15 protein-coding genes are annotated in these 16,737 nt (G+C 71.0%); 14 read left to right on the top strand and 1 reads right to left on the bottom strand.

Annotation, left to right across the window (positions count from 1 at the left end):
• Positions 1 to 252 precede the first annotated feature (252 nt).
• Genes VKV23_07480 through VKV23_07445 form a run of 8 tightly spaced genes read left to right on the top strand, consistent with a single transcriptional unit; the run spans position 253 to position 7,723 of the window.
• Entirely contained in the window at positions 253 to 1,263 is a 1,011-nt protein-coding gene (locus tag VKV23_07480) for a DUF6282 family protein (protein ID HLI15875.1), read from the top strand.
• 4 nt (positions 1,264 to 1,267) lie between these two features.
• Positions 1,268 to 2,083, top strand: coding sequence for a CoA-transferase (locus VKV23_07475; protein ID HLI15874.1), 816 nt, complete (start codon positions 1,268 to 1,270; stop codon positions 2,081 to 2,083).
• Entirely contained in the window at positions 2,083 to 2,877 is a 795-nt protein-coding gene (locus VKV23_07470; protein HLI15873.1) for a CoA-transferase, read from the top strand. Before VKV23_07475 ends, VKV23_07470 begins: the two co-directional genes overlap by 1 nt.
• Before the next feature lie 46 nt (positions 2,878 to 2,923).
• A complete protein-coding gene (locus tag VKV23_07465) occupies positions 2,924 to 3,952 on the top strand; it encodes an LLM class flavin-dependent oxidoreductase (protein HLI15872.1) in 1,029 nt (342 codons plus the stop codon).
• 3 nt (positions 3,953 to 3,955) lie between these two features.
• Positions 3,956 to 5,122 carry an acyl-CoA dehydrogenase family protein gene (locus tag VKV23_07460; GenBank protein ID HLI15871.1) on the top strand — a complete coding sequence of 389 codons (1,167 nt, stop codon included), beginning with the start codon at positions 3,956 to 3,958 and terminating at the stop codon, positions 5,120 to 5,122.
• A 3-nt stretch (positions 5,123 to 5,125) separates the two neighbouring features.
• Entirely contained in the window at positions 5,126 to 6,025 is a 900-nt protein-coding gene (locus VKV23_07455; protein HLI15870.1) for a CoA ester lyase, read from the top strand.
• Positions 6,025 to 6,537, top strand: a complete 513-nt coding sequence (locus VKV23_07450; GenBank protein HLI15869.1) for a MaoC family dehydratase — start codon at positions 6,025 to 6,027, stop codon at positions 6,535 to 6,537. The genes VKV23_07455 and VKV23_07450 overlap by 1 nt, the downstream gene beginning before the upstream one ends.
• Positions 6,527 to 7,723, top strand: a complete 1,197-nt coding sequence (locus VKV23_07445) for a CaiB/BaiF CoA-transferase family protein (GenBank protein ID HLI15868.1) — start codon at positions 6,527 to 6,529, stop codon at positions 7,721 to 7,723. Before VKV23_07450 ends, VKV23_07445 begins: the two co-directional genes overlap by 11 nt.
• A 40-nt stretch (positions 7,724 to 7,763) precedes the next feature.
• Here VKV23_07445 and VKV23_07440 read toward each other — a convergent pair whose 3' ends face one another.
• Positions 7,764 to 8,924: a cupin domain-containing protein gene (locus tag VKV23_07440; GenBank protein HLI15867.1), complete on the bottom strand. Its 1,161-nt coding sequence runs from the start codon at positions 8,922 to 8,924 to the stop codon at positions 7,764 to 7,766.
• Positions 8,925 to 9,396: 472 nt separating this feature from the next.
• Between VKV23_07440 and VKV23_07435 the strand changes: the two genes are divergently transcribed.
• From VKV23_07435 to VKV23_07410, 6 genes are all read left to right on the top strand, one after another.
• Entirely contained in the window at positions 9,397 to 10,530 is a 1,134-nt protein-coding gene (locus VKV23_07435; GenBank protein ID HLI15866.1) for an ABC transporter substrate-binding protein, read from the top strand.
• 203 nt (positions 10,531 to 10,733) lie between these two features.
• Positions 10,734 to 11,585 carry an ABC transporter permease gene (locus VKV23_07430; GenBank protein ID HLI15865.1) on the top strand — a complete coding sequence of 284 codons (852 nt, stop codon included), beginning with the start codon at positions 10,734 to 10,736 and terminating at the stop codon, positions 11,583 to 11,585.
• 3 nt (positions 11,586 to 11,588) lie between these two features.
• The gene (locus VKV23_07425) at positions 11,589 to 12,515 is read left to right on the top strand and encodes an ABC transporter permease (protein ID HLI15864.1); all 927 of its coding nucleotides are present in this window, start codon (positions 11,589 to 11,591) and stop codon (positions 12,513 to 12,515) included.
• Positions 12,512 to 13,327 carry an ABC transporter ATP-binding protein gene (locus VKV23_07420; protein HLI15863.1) on the top strand — a complete coding sequence of 272 codons (816 nt, stop codon included), beginning with the start codon at positions 12,512 to 12,514 and terminating at the stop codon, positions 13,325 to 13,327. Before VKV23_07425 ends, VKV23_07420 begins: the two co-directional genes overlap by 4 nt.
• A 416-nt stretch (positions 13,328 to 13,743) precedes the next feature.
• Positions 13,744 to 15,108, top strand: coding sequence for a biotin carboxylase N-terminal domain-containing protein (locus VKV23_07415; protein ID HLI15862.1), 1,365 nt, complete (start codon positions 13,744 to 13,746; stop codon positions 15,106 to 15,108).
• A 167-nt stretch (positions 15,109 to 15,275) separates the two neighbouring features.
• The gene (locus VKV23_07410; protein ID HLI15861.1) at positions 15,276 to 16,736 is read left to right on the top strand and encodes a hypothetical protein; all 1,461 of its coding nucleotides are present in this window, start codon (positions 15,276 to 15,278) and stop codon (positions 16,734 to 16,736) included.
• The last annotated feature ends 1 nt before the right edge of the window (position 16,737 follow it).

Genomic DNA, 16,737 nt, shown 5'->3' with positions numbered 1-16,737 from the left:
GGCGCACCTCTCGCGGCGCGGGCGCGCCGCTGGCCCGGCTCGGGGACCGGTCGCGACGCCGGGCCTGCGCTGTCCACGGGCGGCACCGCTCCTCGTGTTTCTGCGAGCGCGCGCGATCGCGGGGTTGTCCCGCACCGGAGCAGGGGTTACAGTTCGCTGTAGCGATAGTCGAGCTAGTGATCCCAAAAAATGAGACGGTGAGGAGCGCCCACCGGCGGGGCGCCAGCCGTGAACGCCCGCGAAGGAGGCGCCGTGTGCGATGAGCACGAGCTCTACCGGCCGGGGATGGTCGGCCGGACGCTGAGCGTCGAACGGGTGCGCCAGCTGAACTCGCGCACGTACTTCTACGAGATGCTGAAGGACAACCCGCAGCTGCGCGAGATCCGGCCCGGCGTCGAGGACGACGTGCTCGTCGGGGCGATCGACCACCACATCCACGCCTTCCCCGACTTCGTCCCGCGCTCGCAGGACATGGTGCAGATCGCCGTCGAAGCGTCGAAGGCGAGGATGCGCGCCATCGCCTTCAAGGACCACTGGAACCTCACGGCGAACGCGGCGTACCTCGTCCAGCGCCAGATCGACGAGATGGTGCGCGACGGGCGCCTGGAGCACCGCGTCGAGGTCTACGGCGGCCTCGGCCTCAACCACGGCGTCAACCCCGAGGCGGTGCGCATCGGCCTGCAGTACCCGAACTTCCGGTGCATCTGGTTCCCGACCTTCAAGTCCTACGGCTGGGCACGCTCCGCCGGTCTCGACCCGAGCGAGGACGAGTACGTGCGCCTCGTCGACCCCGACGGCACCGTCCGCCCCGCGGTGCGGGAGGTGCTGCAGCTCGCGGCGGACGCCAACGTCGCCGTGGCGCTCGGACACACGGACTTCGAGGAGCTCCTGCCGCTCGCGACCCTGGCGCGCGAGCTCGGCGTCCGCACCGTCCTCGATCACCCCCTGCTCGAGCTGAACAAGCTTCTCATCGACGAGATGGAGCAGCTCGCAGCGCTCGGCACCTACGTCGGCACCTACTGCCAGCCGATGATCCCCTCGCTGTACCAGCCCGTGCAGGACCCGATGGAGACCGTGGAGACCATCCGTCGGATCGGGCCGGACCGGTGCGTGGCGGGGAGCGACTTCGGCCAGGTGCTCCACCTCGACGCCATCGACGGGATGCGGGTGTTCGTGCGCGCGCTGCTCGGCTTCGGCATCCCCGCGTCCGACGTGCGCAAGATCCTGTGCGACAACCCGGCCAAGCTGCTCGGCCTGGAGTGACGCCGTGAGCAAGGTCGCCCGGCTCGAGGAGGCGGTCGCCCTCGTCGGGGACGGGTGCGAGCTCGCGCTCTGCGGCTTCGCCATCAATCGCAACGCGATCGCCGCGGTCGCCGCGATCGTCGCCCAGGGGACGCGCCGCCTGCGCCTCGTGCAGGTCGTCGGCGGCATGGAGACGGACATCCTGGTCGGCGCGGGCTGCGTCGAGCGCCTCGTCTACTCGGGCGGCTCGCTCGACCGTTTCGGCCCGCTGCACGCGGTGAACCGGGCCATCGCGACGGGGAGCGTGGATGCCCTCGAGTACTCGACCTTGAGCCTCACCCTGCGCCTGTTCGCGGGGAGCCTCGGCCTCCCGTTCGTCCCGAGCCGGACCCTCCTCGGATCCGAGCTGCTGCCCCCCCTCGTCGCGGCGGGCGGGGCCGCGACGATCGAGGACCCGTTCTCCGGGCGCCCCTGCGTCGCCCTGCCGGCGCTTCGCCCCGAGGTGGCGATCGTGCACGCCAACGCGTGCGACGAGGAGGGCAACGCCGTCGTCGTCGGTCCGGCGTGGTCGATCCGCGAGACCGCGCTCGCCGCCGAGCGCGTGATCGTCACCGCCGAGCGGGTCGTGGCGGCGGGGACCCTCGAGCCGGGCGCGGTCACGATCCCCGGCGTGACGGTCGCCGCCGTCGCCGAGGTGCCCTTCGGGGCTCGCCCGACGGCCGTGTTCGGCGCCTACGACTTCGACGCGGCCTGGTTCGACGAGCACGTCGCCGCGAGCCGGGAGGGTGGCGACGAGTTCGCTGCCTACCTCGACAAGCGCGTCGTGGGCGGGTGGGCGTGATGGACGGGCGCGGCGCGATGCCGACGGCCGCCGGCCTCGAGTGGACGCCCGGCGAGATGCTCGCCGCCGCCGCGGCGTCGTTCATCACGAGCGACGACGTCGTCCTCGTGGGGCTCGGGCTGCCGCAGGTCGCCGCGCAGCTCGCCCAGCGCACGCACGCCCCGGGGATGCGGATGCTCCTCGAGATCGGCGTGTTCGCGCCCTGCCCGCGCGAGCCCTCGGCCGGGATCGCCGATCCCCGCATGTGGAGCGGGGCGAGCGCCTACGGCGGCGTCCTCGACGTCCTCGGGACGATGCTGCACGGCGGGCGCGTGACCCTCGGACTGCTCGGCGCGCTGCAGGTCGACGGGGACGGCTCGATCAACACGACGCTCGTGCACGACCGCGCGGGCCGGACGCGGCGCTTCAACGGGTCGGGAGGGGGCAACGACGTGGCCTCGCTGGCCGAGCGCGTCCTCGTCGTGATGCGGCACGATCCCCGCAAGTTCGCGCCCGCGCTCGACTTCCTGACGAGCCCGGGACGGCGGGTCAACGGGCGCGCCCGAGGCGACGTCGGCCTCGCGGGCCGCGGGACGGTCGCCGTCGTCACGGACCGGGCGGTCCTCGAGATCGGCGACCAGGGGCCGGTCCTCGCCTCGGTGCACCCCGGCGAGGACGTCGACGCGGTCCTCGCCGACACGCCGCTTACGGTGCACCTGCCGCCCGGTGGCCCGGCGCGCACCGATCCGCCCACCGCCGAGCAGTGCCGCGTCGTTCGCGAGGAGCTCGACCCGAAGCGGTGGTACACGGCATGAGGGGCACGCTTGGCCCGGTCGGGCGGGAGCGAGGAGGACGACGCCGATGATCATCGACACCGAGTTCAACTCGGCGGCGCAGGTGCCGATCGACATCTGCGTGCGCGCGGCGGAGGAGGCCGAGCGGCGCGGGTTCGGTGCCGTGTGGAAGGGGGAGTCGAACAGCCGCGACCCGCTCGTCATGCTCTCGGCGATGGCGGCGCGCACCGAGCGCCTCGCGCTCGGCACCGCCATCTACCACGTGTTCGGGCGCTCGCCCGTCACGATGGGGATCCAGGCGGCGACGCTCAACGAGCTGAGCCGCGGTCGCCTGATCCTCGGGCTGGGGGTCGGCAACGAGGTCATCGCCGGGTGGCACGGCGAGCGCTTCGAGCGGCCCCTGCGGCTCGCTCGCGAGTACGTCGACATCGTGCGCGCCGTCTACTCGGGGCAGAAGCTCCCCGACTACGTCGGCGAGCGGTTCGCGACGCGCGGCGGGTTCCGGCTGGCCTTCGAGCCCCCCGAGTACGAGCTGCCGATCTGGCTGGCCGCCCTCGGGCCCCAGATGGCACGCCTGGCCGGCAAGCTGTGCGGCGGCATCATCATCAACATGGCGAACGGCGACATGATCGCCGAGATCGTGAAGAGCTTCCACGAGGGGGCGCGCGAGGCAGGGCGCGATCCGTCGCAGCTGGCGGTGGTGTCGAAGATCCGGGTCTGCCTGAGCGATGACGTCGGCGCGGCGCGCTGGGCGCTGAAGAAGGTGCTCACCTTCTACTGCCTCCAGCGGGGCTACTCCGACCTCCTGCGGCGCATGGGGTGGAGCGAGGTCGTGGACCGGGTGAAGCAGCTGCACCTGACGGAGGGCTTCACGGCGGCGCGCCGCTCCATCCCCGACGAGATGGTGGACGACGTCCCGATGTACGCCGGGCGCGACCTCGGGGGGCTCCCCGCCAAGCTCGCCGGGCACGAGCGGGCCGGCGTCACCCGCTGCATCGTCGCGTGCGTCCCCGAGGCCGAGGACCGCCAGTGGGAGGAGCTCTCGAGCTTCCTCCGGCAGGCGGAGCCGCTCGTCCGGTCGGGCCACTTCGCCTGAGCCATGGACTTCGCCCTCAGCGAGGACCAGCTCGCGATCCGCGACGCCATCCGCGAGCTGTGCTCGAAGTTCCCCGGCTCGTACTGGCGGGACCTCGAGGAACGCCGGGAGTACCCGAGCGAGTTCGTCGACACCCTGACGAGCCTCGGGTGGCTCTCCATCCTCATCCCGACCGAGTACGGTGGCGGCGGCCTCGGCGTCACGGAAGCGGCGATCGTCCTCGAGGAGATCCACCGCTCCGGCGGCAACGCCAACGCCTGCCACGCCCAGATGTACACGATGGGCGCGCTCCTGCGGCACGGCAGCGAGGAGCAGAAGCGTCGGTACCTCCCCGAGATCGCCGCCGGCCGGCTGCGCCTCCAGGCGTTCGGCGTCACCGAGCCCGACGCCGGCTCCGACACGACGCGCATCTCGACCCGGGCCGAGCGCCGCGGCGACACCTACGTCATCAGCGGCCAGAAGGTGTTCATCTCGCGCGTCGACCAGTCCGACCTCATGCTGCTCCTCGCTCGCACGACGCCGCTCAAGGACGTCGAGCAGCGCACGGACGGGCTGTCGCTCTTCCTCGTCGACCTGCGCGAGGCGCGCCGGGCGGGGACGATCGAGACGCACCGCATCCCGGTCATGTTCAACCACCACACCTACCAGGTGTTCCTCTCGGACCTGGAGGTACCGGCCGAGAACCTGATCGGCGCGGAGGGCCAGGGGTTCCGGCTGATCATCGACGGGTGGAACGCCGAGCGCTGCCTGATCGCCTCCGAGGCGATCGGGGACGGCCGCTTCCTCGTCGAGCGGGCGAGCGAGTACGCGTCCCGCCGCGTCGTGTTCGGCCGGCCCGTCGGTGCGAACCAGGGCGTCGCCTTCCCCCTCGCCCAGGCCTTCGCCGCGCTCGAGGCCGCGTCCCTGCTGCGCTTCAAGGCGACCACGCTCTTCGATGCCGGTGCGCCCGCCGGCATCGAGGCCAACGCCGCGAAGCTGCTCGCCTCGCAGGCCTCGGTGCAGGCGGCGAACGCGGCGATGCTCGCCTTCGGCGGCAACGGCTTCGCAACCGAGTACGACGTCGAGAGGAAGTACCGTGAGACCAAGCTGCTCGAGATCGCCCCGGTCAACAACAACCTCGTGCTCGCCTTCCTTGCCCAGCGCGCGCTCGGCCTGCCCCGGTCGTACTGAGCGATGACGCCAGCGATCGAACCGAGGAGCGCGCGACCGGCGCGCTCGTGGATGTTCGTGCCGGGCAACCGCGAGCGCTTCCTCGAGAAGGCCGCCTCCTCGGACGCGGACTGCGTCCTGCTCGACCTCGAGGACGGCGTGCTGCCCGAGCACAAGGCCGAGGCGCGCGCGATGGTGGCCGAGGCGCTGCGCAAGCCCTTCCAGCCGCAGCGCTTCGTGCGCGTCAACGCGGTGGCGACCAGCTGGTTCGAGGAGGACCTCGCCGCCGTCGTGCCGGCCGCGCCGGACGGCATCTGCCTGCCGAAGGTCGAGGAGCCGGGCGACGTGGGACGGGTCGCCGCCCTGCTGGAGCGGCTCGAGGCGGCGCACGGCCTCGAGCCAGGCTCGATCGGCATTCTGGCGGCGATCGAGAGCCCCCGCGCCGTGCTCGGCGCGGCAGAGATCGCCCGCTCGCACCGGCGCCTCGTCGGCTTGATGCTCGGCGCCGAGGACCTCGCGCTCGAGATCGGCCTCGGCACCGAGCGGGTGGGCGAGGCGGCGCAGCTGCTCTTCGCGCGCTCGTTCGTCGTCTTCGCCGCCGCGGCGGCCCGGGTGCTGTCGGTCGACGGCGTGTTCCCGAACCTCGACGACCCGGAGGGGATGGAGCGGGACGCGCTGACGGCGCGCCGCCTCGGCTTCTCGGCCAAGTCGACGTTCAACCCTCGCCAGGTCGAGGTGATCAACCGGGTCTTCAGCCCGCAGCCCGACGAGCTCGCCTACGCCCGCCGGGTCGCCGACGCCTTCGAGGCGGCCCAAGCCCGCGGGGACGCCTCGGTGGCGCTCGGAGGCCAGCTCGTCGACCGACCCATCGTGCTGCGGGCGCTGCGGGTGCTCGAGCTCGCCGGCGAGCCGAGGGGGCAGTGATGGGGACCGTCAAGCCGGGCTGGGAGGGGCGCTTCTTCGAGGACTTCGAGGTCGGTGACGTCTACCGCTGCCGGTACGGCAGGACGGTGACGGAGGCGGAGAACACCATGTTCACCCTCCTCACGAACAACACGAACCAGATCCACTTCAACCGTCACTACGCGCAGCGGACGGAGTGGGGCAGGCCGCTCGTCAACAGCGCCTTCACCCTCGCGATCGTCGCCGGGATGGGCGTCGCGGACGTGAGCGAGAACGGCTTCGCGCTCGGCTGGGACGAGATCTCGCTGCCGCACCCGGTCTTCGCCGGCGACACCCTCTACTCGGAGTCCGAGGTGCTCGAGACGCGCGAGTCCCGCAGCCGACCGGGGCAGGGGATCGTCAAGATCGAGACGCGCGGGTACAACCAGGACGGCACGCTCGTCATCCGGTACCGCCGCTCCGTCATGGTCTGGCGGCGCGACCACGCGCCCTCGGTCAACCTCTTCCCGGCCGTCGACGGCGATGGGGCCTGAGCGCGCCGGCGAGGCCGAAGCCGCCACCGGGCCCGCCGGCGCGACCGGGGCTGGCCCGCTCGCCGGCGTGCGCGTCCTCGCGCTCGAGCAGGCCGTCTCCATGCCCTTCTGCTCGTTCGCGCTCGCCGAGATGGGCGCCGAGGTGATCAAGATCGAGCGGCCCGGCAGCGGGGACCTCGTGCGCGGCTGGGACTCGGCGGTGCGAGGGCTGTCCACCGGCTTCGTGTGGCTGAACGCGAACAAGCGCGACGTGACGCTCGACCTGGCGAGCGAGGCCGGGCGCGAGGCGGTGCGCCGGCTCGCCGCCCGCTGCGACGTCGTGCTCGAGAACTTCGCGCCGGGCGTGGTCGGGCGCCTCGGCCTCGGGCCCGAGGAGCTGCGGCGCGACAACCCGCGCCTCGTGTACTGCTCGCTCTCCGGCTACGGCCAGGACGGCCCGTACCGTGACGTGAAGGCCTACGACCTGCTCATCCAGGGCGAGTCGGGGATCCTGCTCACCAACGGCCAGCCCGACGCGCCGGCCAAGGTGGGCCTGCCGATCACCGACCTGATCGGCGGGCTCACCGCCGCGCTCGGCGTCGTGGGCGCGCTCTTGCGCCGCGAGCGCACGGGCGAGGGGGCGTACCTCGACGTCGCGATGCTCGACTCGGCGGTCTCCTGGCTCGGCTACTTCCCCCAGCACGCCTGGCACGGCGGGGGGGAGCCGCCGCGCACCGGGATGCGCCACCAGTACCTGTGCCCGTACGGGCCGTACCTCGCGGCGGACGGGCGCTGGGTGAGCGTCGTCGTCGCCACGCCGAGCGACTGGGAGCGCTTCTGCACGCGCGTGGTCCGTCGGCCCGAGTGGCTCGACGACCTCCGCTTCGCCGACGCGCCGTCTCGCCGGGCCAATCGCAGCGAGCTCGAGGCGCTCGTCGAGGCCGCCTTCCGGGAGGAGCCCGCCGACGTCTGGCTCGAGCGCCTCCAGGCGGCCGGGCTCCCGCACGGCGAGGTCCGGACGATCGCCTCGGTGCTCTCCCACCCGCAGCTCCTCGCCAGGCGGATGTTCGTCGAGGCGACCTCGCCCGTCGGCACGCTGCCGATCGTCCGCTTCCCGCTCGGCTCGCCCGACGCGCCCCGTCACATCCCCGCGCTCGGCGAGCACAGCGCGCAGGTGCTCGCCGAGATCGGCTACCCCGCCGGGTAGGAGCGCGCGCAGGTCGTCCCTGGCAGGCCGAAGGCGGCGCTCAGGTGTCGCGCTCGTCGGTCGGGCCGACCTCGCCCGTGCACCAGGGGACGAACGCCCGCATCCGGCACGGCGCGCCGCGCCGGGCCAGCTCGGCCTCGAAGAGCTCGTGGACCTGCCTCGCCTCGTCCTCGTACTCGATCTGCCAGCCGCCTTCCTGGATGCTCACCTGGGCGTCGGGACGGCGGTAGGAGGGGGGCGCGGTGGTCCCCATGTTCCCGGGCCGGATGGCGAGGTAGCGGGCGCGTGCGGTGCCGGTGTTGAAGTGCTGGTGGAAGCAGGCGTGGCTCGGGATGATGACCATCGAGTTCTTCGACCAGTCCCGCTTCTCGAGGTCGGACATGTCCGGCGCCGTCCACAGCAGACTGAAGCCGTGGCCGCCGAGGATGACGAGGTGGTAGCCCGGCCCGTGCCGGTGGGCCTTCTTGTAGGTGCCGACCGGGAACTCGGAGATGTGCGGCTTGAGCGAGGTGTTGCCCCCCATCTCGAGGAGCACGTTGGCGCCCCCGCCGCCGCGCTCCTTCCAGGCGTAGACGTCGGCCGCCGGCGCGTCCGGCACGAAGTTCGAGCGCCACACCCGCGGCGCGTACAGCCGGCCGCCGGCGGAGTAGAAGTCGGGGTCGATCTCGTAGCGGCCGGGGAAGGCGAGCGGGCAGTCGAACACGGCGTCGTCGTCGGCCAGCAGGCGCATCATCGGCGGCGCGTTCGTGACGGCGAGGTACCGGAGCGGCTCGGTCCCGCTCAGGTTGCGGTGCTCGTACCACGCGTTGAGCGGGATCGGGAAGAGCGCGCCCGCGCCCCACTCGACGCGGGCCCGGCGGTTGCCGGACCAGATGGTCGTCTCCCCGTGGCCGGCGAGGACGTAGACGAGCTCCTCGTAGAGGTGGTGCTCGGGCTCGGACCGGCCCGCGGGCGCGATCTCGACGAGGTGCGCGTCGGTCAGCAAGGTCTCGCCCGCGAGGTTGACGACCGCCCCGCGCCCGCCCTTGCGAGGCCACGGCCCGAGCTCGACGGCGAGCAGGTCGCCGAAGGCGTGGTCCGTGATCACCTCGACGCCCTCGCGTGCCAGCCACTCACGGTAGGGGTCGCGAAGCTCGAGCTCCTCGAGGGTGGCCGGGGGTGCTACGGCCGGTTCGCTGCGGCGCACGTCCACCTCTGCCATGTCCGAACCCCCTGCGATCGACGTGCCGAATGCCGCGGCCAGCGCGAGGGCGGGCGGAGCGTCGGCGCAAGACGCCATGTCGCGCCGCCCGTTCGCCGCCCGCGCGCCGATCCCGAGCCTACGCCACCCGGAACCAACGGCAAAGGGGTGCAGCGGTCTCGCCGTGCTGACCGGGCTCGAGGACGGCCTGCCGAGCTGGCGCCGCGGCGCTCGCCCGCGGCCCGTCCACGCCGCGAAGCCGGCAGCTGCGGCGGGACTCTTCTTCGCTCCAGCGATTCGTTCCATTGAGTGGTCGGCCGTGCTTGACGTGCACGCCAGCGCCCGTACCCTGGGAGCGTCGCAAGACGGTGCTGCGACCGGGGGCCGTTGCGTGGCGCATCGGCCGCTCGAACGTACGCGTTCCGTGACCGCCAGAGGCGGGTCGTGCACCACGCCTCTGGGCGGTCGATCGAACTGGGGGGTTCTGACCGAGATGCATCGCAGATCCAAGGTTTCACTCATCGCCAGCCTCGCCGTCGCGCCGCTGCTCGTCCTCGGCCTCGGCGCCTTCCCGGCTGGCGCCACGGTCCGTCACCCGGCATCGGTGCACCACTCGAAGAAGCGTGGGCCGACGAAAGCGAGGGTGACGAGAACGACGGCGAAGAAGCTCGGCTTCACGTCGCGCGGGACGCCGAACCTGAAGGGGTGGAACATCCCGATCGCGACGGCCGGGAGTCACCCGGGCGTCGAGGACACGCTCGGCTACATCATCGAGCAGACGCTGCAGAAGTGGGGCGCGACCTCGAGCCTGACCCTCGCGGAGTCGCCGACGGGCCAGGACGCCGTCGTCGCCGGCAAGATCGACGCGATCAACAGCGACATGCCGAGCCTCATCAACCTGCCGCTCGAGATCTTCATGCCGAACCAGGCGCGCCTCGACTACGTCTTCGTGGCCCGGGACGTGCCGACGCTCGCCCAGCTGAAGGGCAAGACCATCGACGTCGGCACGACGACGAGCGCGGAGTACACGCTGATGCCGGCACTGCTGCGCTACGCGCACCTGAAGCGGAGCCAGGTGACCTACGACGTCACGGGCTCGTCGTCGGGGTCGTCGATCGGCGCCGTCCTGATCGCCGGCAAGGCCGACGCGGCGTGGATCCACGTGTCTGCGCTGCAGAGCCTGCGCTCCGCGCTCGGCGGGCACCTGTACGTCCTGGCCCGCGCGTCGCAGGTCGACCCCGGCATCGCCGACAGCTTCTGGGGGGCGACGCCGCAGTTCATCGCGCACGACCCGGCGATCGTCGAGGCGCTGTGCCTCGCGTGGATCTCGGCCGCGAAGACCTTCAACGACCACTGGATGCGCTGGGTCACCTACGCCGAGCACTACACGCTGAACGCGGATCCGCCGTCGGCCGTCGAGAACGACCACACCATCTTCAAGAGCCTCAACCTGTGGCCGCTCCAGGAGTCCGACTACACGCCTCAGATCGTCCGGTACAACTACGACTTCTACAAGGCCTACGGCGAGTTCGCCGGTGCGGGCCTCCGTCCGCTGAACCGGGTGGCGGTGTTCGGGCCGTGGAAGGCCGCCTGGAAGGTCTATGAGGCGCACCCGAACGCGTACTAGGCGCGAGGCGCACCCGTCCGACGGGTCGCTCCGTGAGAGGGTGGCGGGTGTCCGCCACCCTCTCACCACGCGCGCTACGGTGCGCGGGTGGGTGCCCGGCGGGCGGCACGGCCTCGTCGCAGGTGTGACGCGAGGAAGCGCTGCCGCGAGGGCGGACCGGGGATCTGCAGAGGATCTTGCATGAGCACGGCAGAGGGTCTTGCATGAGCGTGGCTGGTTCGACGATGGTCGAGGACCCGGGCACGGCTGCGGCCGACGCGCCAGCAGCGCGGACGAGCTCGCTGCTGCGAGCGTGGGACGGCCGGGGCATCGGCCTCGTCGCCGTCGCCGTCTTCGTCGGCCTCTGGCAGTGGTACGGCGACAGCTACCCGCACGCGCTCTACCTCTTCTCGACCCCGAGCGCCGTCGCGACCGCGTTCGGCCACATCGTTGCCAGCGCCGAGCTGCCGCGCGCGTTCGCCGACAGCGTCGCCGAGGAGGTCGTGGGCTTCGCCATCGCCGCGGTCCTCGGGATCGCCGTCGGGCTCGCGATGGGGTCGCTCCGCTTCGTTGAGATGTCGCTCGACCCGCTCGTGACGATCGGCATCGCCACGCCGGTCGTCGTGCTCCTGCCCGTGATGGAGGACTGGTTCGGCTTCGGCTACGTGGCGCGCGTCGCCTTCATCACGGTGCTGTCGGTCTGGCCGATCCTGCTGAACTCCTGGATCGGCGTGAGGAACGTGAGCAGTACCTACCACCTCGTGAGCAGGGCGCTCACGCTCGGGCGCCGCCAGCGCGTCTGGAAGGTCGTCCTCCCGGCGGCCGCGCCGTACATCTTCGTCGGCCTTCGCCTCGGTCTCGCCATGGCGACCCTCGGGATGGTCCTCGCCGGCCAGGAGGTCGGGGACGCGGGGCTGGGCGGGTTGACGGAGATCTTCGGGCAGAAGGGGCTGGTGGGCGCGCTCATCGCCGCGATCCTGTCGGCGACCGGCCTCGCCTTCCTGCTCTTCTGGCTCCTCAGAGTGGCCGAGGAGCGGCTCTTCCCGTGGATCCGGGAGACGAGCGGGAGCCGCTGAGCCATGGCCGACGAGATGCTCGAGCTCGAGTCCCGCGGGGCTGGGCCCCTGCTCGCGGAGGGAGCCGCGATCGGCGCGCGCTCGGCGAGCCGCGCGCGCGAAGCGCGCGAGGCGGAGGTCGCGGCGCTCCTTCGCAGCCTGCCGGGGCGCAGCCGCACGAGGGAGCGCTGGCTGCGCGTCCTGCTGCCGGCGGGGGCGATGGCGCTGCTGCTCGGCGCCTGGCAGCTCTCCAGCCTGTGGCTGAACCCGCTCCTCTTCTCGAACCCGTGGCGGGTCGCGCGCGCCTACCGGTACCTGTTCGACTCGGGGACCCTCGGGTCGGCGCTCGCCTCGACGATGTCGGAGTGGGCGATCTCGCTCGCGATCGGCATGGTCGGGGGCGTCCTGATCGGCACGGTGATGGGTCGCTTCCGCCTGGTGGAGCGACTCCTGAACCCGTTCGTGAACTTCCTCATGGCGACGCCGCGCGTGGTCCTCATCCCGCTGCTCATCGTCTGGATCGGCGTCGCGTCCGAGGGCCGGATCCTCTTCGCCGTGCTGACGAACATCTTCGTCGTGATCCTCAACACGATGGCCGGCGTGCGCAACGTGAACAGGACCTACCTCGACGTCGCCCGCGCGACGGGGCTCACTGCCTGGCAGACGACGCGCAAGATCAGAGTCCCCGCCGCCGTGCCCTACATCCTCGCCGGCGCGCGCCTGTGCGCGAGCGTCAGCCTCGTCGGCCTCATCATCGCCGAGCTCGAGTTCTCGAACGTCGGCATCGGCTACCTCCTGCAGCTCTACCAGACGGAGCTCGCGACGGACAGGATCCTCGCCATCGTCGTCGTCACGGCGGGGATTGGTCTCGGAATCGTCGGACTGTTCAAGGGGATCGAGAGAATGTTCTTCAGCTGGGTGCGCGCGACGGGCACGATGGGGCAGGCATGACCGCCGACGTGGACGGCCAGGCGATCCTCGAGGCCCGCAACATCACGAAGGTCTTCGAGGTCAAGCGGACGCGGGTCGCGGCGCTCTACGACGTCAGCCTCTCGGTGCGGCGGGGCGAGTTCCTCAGCCTGGTCGGACCGAGCGGCTGCGGCAAGACGACCCTGCTGCGGATCCTCGACAACCTCACGACCCCGGATGCCGGCGAGGTGCTCTTCGAGGGCGAGCCGCTGCGCACGAGCTCGCGTGACATGGCGTTCGTCTTCCAGGAGACAGCGCTCCTGCCCTGGCGGAGCGTCTGCCGGAACGTGGAGCTGGGCCTCGAGGCTCGCGGGATCACCGGCAAGGAAGCCCGGGCCGCGGCGATGGAGGTGCTCCGCCTCGTCGGGCTGGGCTCGGTCTCCGAGCAGCCGCCCTACACGCTCTCAGGCGGGATGCAGCAGCGCGTCGGGATCGCGCGAGCGCTCGTGACGCAGCCGAAGGTGCTCCTCATGGACGAGCCGTTCTCCCACCTCGACAACTTCACCCGGGAGGCGCTGCAGGTCGAGCTCCAGCGGCTGTGGTCGCAGTTCCGGATGACGACGGTCTTCGTGACCCACGACATCGACGAGGCGATCTTCCTCTCCGACCGGATCGCGCTCTTCCGCTCGCATCCGGGAAGGATCGTCGACATCGCCGACGTGCCGCTCGAGCGCCCGCGGACCCAGTCGCAGGTGCGCGCGGACCCCACGGCGATCAAGCTGCGGGAGCTCATCGTCGAGGAGCTCGGCGTCCAGGCCGCCGAGGACGCTGCGGCGGCCTCCCCGAAGGCGTGAAGGCTGGGCGTCGACCGTGCTCGCCGACGCCCACGTCCTCCTGTCCCCGCCGGACGACCTGCGCCGAGTGGGAGAGCACGGTGGCGCTCGCGCGCCTCTACGCGGCGCCGCTGGGCAGGATGTCGCTCGCCGAGCGGGTTCGAGCGCCTGGACCGCGCCCGCCTCGATCTGCGGGTGCTCTCCGGCGACGTCCTCCCGCCCTGCTTCGAGGACCGCAGGGTCGCGTCGCCGTCGACCTCCCGAAGCAGCCGAACACCGAACAGACCGCATGGCTTCGATGGGTCCGGCCGTGCCTTCGCCGTCCTGACGATCGCCGTTCGAGCGATCGACGTCGAGCGTGGAGAGTTCGAGGAGATGGGAGCCACTCCTCTGGGGGTGGCGGTCTGGGCTGCAGAACCATGAGGCCCATCCGGCGGGTGCTGATCGCAAATCGCGGCGAGATCGCACTGCGAGTCATCCGAGCGTGCAGAAAGCTGGGCCTTGAGTGCGTCGTAGCGACCACTCCAGCCGACCGAGACAGCCTCGCCGCTGAGTTGGCCGATCGCGCGGTCTGCATCGGTGGCAACAGGCCGGCCGAGAGCTATCTGCGAGTCGAGGCGATCGTGTCGGCTGCGATCGGTACCCACTGCGACGCGGTGCATCCCGGCTACGGCTTCCTCTCCGAGAGCCCTGCGCTCGCTCGGGCGTGCGCTGACACCGGGCTCCGGTTCGTCGGGCCGCGTCGCGAGCTGCTCGAGACGTTCGGGGACAAGGTAGCGGCGCGCGCCGCGGCCGAGGCAGCGGGCCTTCCGACTGCTCGAGGCTCGGGCCCGCTAGCGACTGCGGAGGAGGCTGCGAGCTGTGCTCGCGACGTCGGCTTCCCGCTGCTGCTGAAGGCCGTCGCCGGTGGTGGAGGGCGCGGCCTGCGGCTGATCGAAGACGCGTCGCAGCTGGCGCTCGAATTCTCGGCGGCGTCGGCGGAAGCGGCTGCAGCGTTCGGCGACTCCCGACTCTACCTCGAGTCGTTCGTCCCGTTCGCCCGGCACGTCGAGGTGCAGATCGCGTCGGATGGACAGGGTGCGACGGTGCACTTCGGCGATCGAGATTGCTCGATACAGCGTCGCAATCAGAAGCTGATCGAGGAGGCGCCGGCCCCGTTCCTGGCGGCTCACCTCCAGCAGGCAATACGAGACGCTGCCGTTCGGCTGATGAGGACGGTCAACTACGACGGGCTCGGCACGGTCGAATTCATCGTCGATCCGGCGCGCGACGCGTTCTACTTTCTCGAGGTCAACCCTCGTCTCCAGGTCGAGCACGGCATCACCGAGCTCGTGACCGGATGGGACCTCGTTGCCTTGCAGTTGGCGCTCGCGGCAGGGACCGCCGCCCCGCCACTGCAGCGCGAGGTCGAGGTGCGCGGATCGGCCATAGAGTGCCGGATCAACGCCGAGGACCCGACCAGGAACTTCCAGCCATCGCCAGGTCGCGTGAGCTCCCTGCAGCTGCCAGGCGGGCCCGGAGTGCGTGTCGACTCATCCCTCAGGGTCGGGTCAGCGGTGCCGCCCTTCTACGACTCGTTGGTCATGAAGGTCATGGCTCATGGCCGTACCCGCGCCGAGGCGATAGCCGTGCTCGCGGGGGCCCTCCGCGAGCTCCGGATTGGCGGCATCACGACGACGGCAGGTCTACAGGCGCGCATCCTCGCAAGTACGGCATTCGCCGCTGGGGCGTACTCGACACGTTGGCTCGAAGAGCACTCGGGGCTGGTTGCGGCCAGCACGAACGGAGGGTGGTCGGGCTGAGTATGGATCCGCGAGGCTGCGTATGAATCCGTGCGACGAAGATCCCGCGTCCAGACCCTGCAGCCCGTGCGATGTCAGGGGTCGATCGCCGGGATCTTCGTCATCGTTCCACAGTCGAATACTGTCGGCAGTCCGGTAGGGGGTAGGCCGTGCCCGAGGTCCGTTTCGTGGACACCACCCTGCGAGATGGTGCGCAGAGCCTGTGGGCGGCGCGCCTGAACATCGATGCGATGCTGCCGACGGTAGCGGACATCGATGCGGCGGGGTTCGACGGTGTTGAGTTCCTCCAGCCCGGCCTCTTCGCTCGCCATGTCAAGGACCTTCGGGAGAATCCCTGGGATTGGCTGAAGCTGGGTGTCCCGTTGGCTCGTCGGACGCAGCTTCGGCTGCACGGCGGTGGCACGCCGTACTTCGCGCGGGCAGTACCGAGCTCCGTGCGCGGGGTACTGCTGGATCGAGTGGTGGAACTGGGGATCACCACGACGCGGATCTCTGACCCGTGGAACGACCCTGACGCTCTCGGGGAGGAGCGCGACCGGCTCGCCTCCCATGGGATCAAGTCGGTCGTCAACCTCATCTACTCGGTGTCCCCGCGACACACGACCGACTACTACGAGAATCGAGCCAAGGCGATCGCAGCATTGAAGCCGTATCGGATCTGCTTCAAAGACGTCGGTGGGCTGCTCACGCCAGAGAGGACTCGTGAGTTGATTCCGGTCGTGCTGCACGCGGCCGGCGATGTACCCGTGGAGTTCCATGCGCACTCCAACAACGGGATGGCGCCGTTGAACTACGTGATCGCTGCCGAGCTCGGCGTGACCATCTTCCACACGGCCATTCCGCCACTGGCCAGCGGCACCTCGCAGCCGTCCATCTTCGGCACGGTGCAGAACCTCGAGGCGCTCGGCTTCACGGCAGCGATCGACCTGGCGCCGCTGGAACGGGTTCGCGACCATCTGTCCTACGTGGCGTCGGTCACCGGCATGCCCGAGGGCAGCCCGACGGACTTCGATCAGTCGCTGTACACCCATCAGGTGCCGGGTGGGATGATCGCGCACCTCGCCTTCCAGCTCCAGCAGCTCGGCATGGCGCACCGACTGCCGGAGGTGCTCGCGGAGGTCGCCCGTGTGCGAGCCGAGTTCGGCTACCCGATCATGGTGACGCCCCTGTCGCAGGTCGTCGGCAGTCAGGCGGCCATCAACGTCGCCACGGGGAAGCGTTACGGGACCGTGACCGACGACGTCATCGAGTACGCCTTGGGTCGCAGGGGCCGTGAAGCCGTCGACGTGATGGACCCCGGGATCAGAGAGCAGATCCTCGATCGGCCTCGTGCCGCCGAGTTGGCGGCACGCCGGCCGCCACCGGAGGTCGGCCTCGACGAGGTCCGCCAGCGCCTCGGCGCGTCGATCACCGACGAGGAGCTCATCCTCCGGCTCTACGTCGGCGATGAAGCCGGTCGTGTCTACTCGCCAGCTCCCCGAGCGTATACGGCCACCTACGACGAGTACCGCCGTGTGTATCCCAGGGGCTCAGGCTTGGCAGAGCTGGCCACGGCAGTGGCCAACAATCCCGAGATCTCGCGGTTCTTCCTGTCGCTCGGCGACAGCTCCCTCACCATCGTCCGCTGAC

The organism is Acidimicrobiales bacterium, from assembly GCA_035294085.1.
Taxonomy (GTDB): Bacteria; Actinomycetota; Acidimicrobiia; order Acidimicrobiales; family Bog-793; genus DATGLP01.
This window is presented reverse-complemented; position numbering and strand designations above follow the sequence as displayed.

What these genes read in the sequence shown, in the direction of transcription:
- VKV23_07470 (HLI15873.1), top strand. Translation starts at nt 2,083, where the DNA reads ATGGACGGGCGCGGCGCGATGCCGACGGCCGCCGGCCTCGAGTGGACG.
- VKV23_07465 (HLI15872.1), top strand. Translation starts at nt 2,924, where the DNA reads ATGATCATCGACACCGAGTTCAACTCGGCGGCGCAGGTGCCGATCGAC.
- VKV23_07460 (HLI15871.1), top strand. Translation starts at nt 3,956, where the DNA reads ATGGACTTCGCCCTCAGCGAGGACCAGCTCGCGATCCGCGACGCCATC.
- VKV23_07455 (HLI15870.1), top strand. Translation starts at nt 5,126, where the DNA reads ATGACGCCAGCGATCGAACCGAGGAGCGCGCGACCGGCGCGCTCGTGG.
- VKV23_07450 (HLI15869.1), top strand. Translation starts at nt 6,025, where the DNA reads ATGGGGACCGTCAAGCCGGGCTGGGAGGGGCGCTTCTTCGAGGACTTC.
- VKV23_07445 (HLI15868.1), top strand. Translation starts at nt 6,527, where the DNA reads ATGGGGCCTGAGCGCGCCGGCGAGGCCGAAGCCGCCACCGGGCCCGCC.
- VKV23_07440 (HLI15867.1), bottom strand. Translation starts at nt 8,924, where the DNA reads ATGGCAGAGGTGGACGTGCGCCGCAGCGAACCGGCCGTAGCACCCCCG.
- VKV23_07435 (HLI15866.1), top strand. Translation starts at nt 9,397, where the DNA reads ATGCATCGCAGATCCAAGGTTTCACTCATCGCCAGCCTCGCCGTCGCG.
- VKV23_07430 (HLI15865.1), top strand. Translation starts at nt 10,734, where the DNA reads ATGAGCGTGGCTGGTTCGACGATGGTCGAGGACCCGGGCACGGCTGCG.
- VKV23_07425 (HLI15864.1), top strand. Translation starts at nt 11,589, where the DNA reads ATGGCCGACGAGATGCTCGAGCTCGAGTCCCGCGGGGCTGGGCCCCTG.
- VKV23_07420 (HLI15863.1), top strand. Translation starts at nt 12,512, where the DNA reads ATGACCGCCGACGTGGACGGCCAGGCGATCCTCGAGGCCCGCAACATC.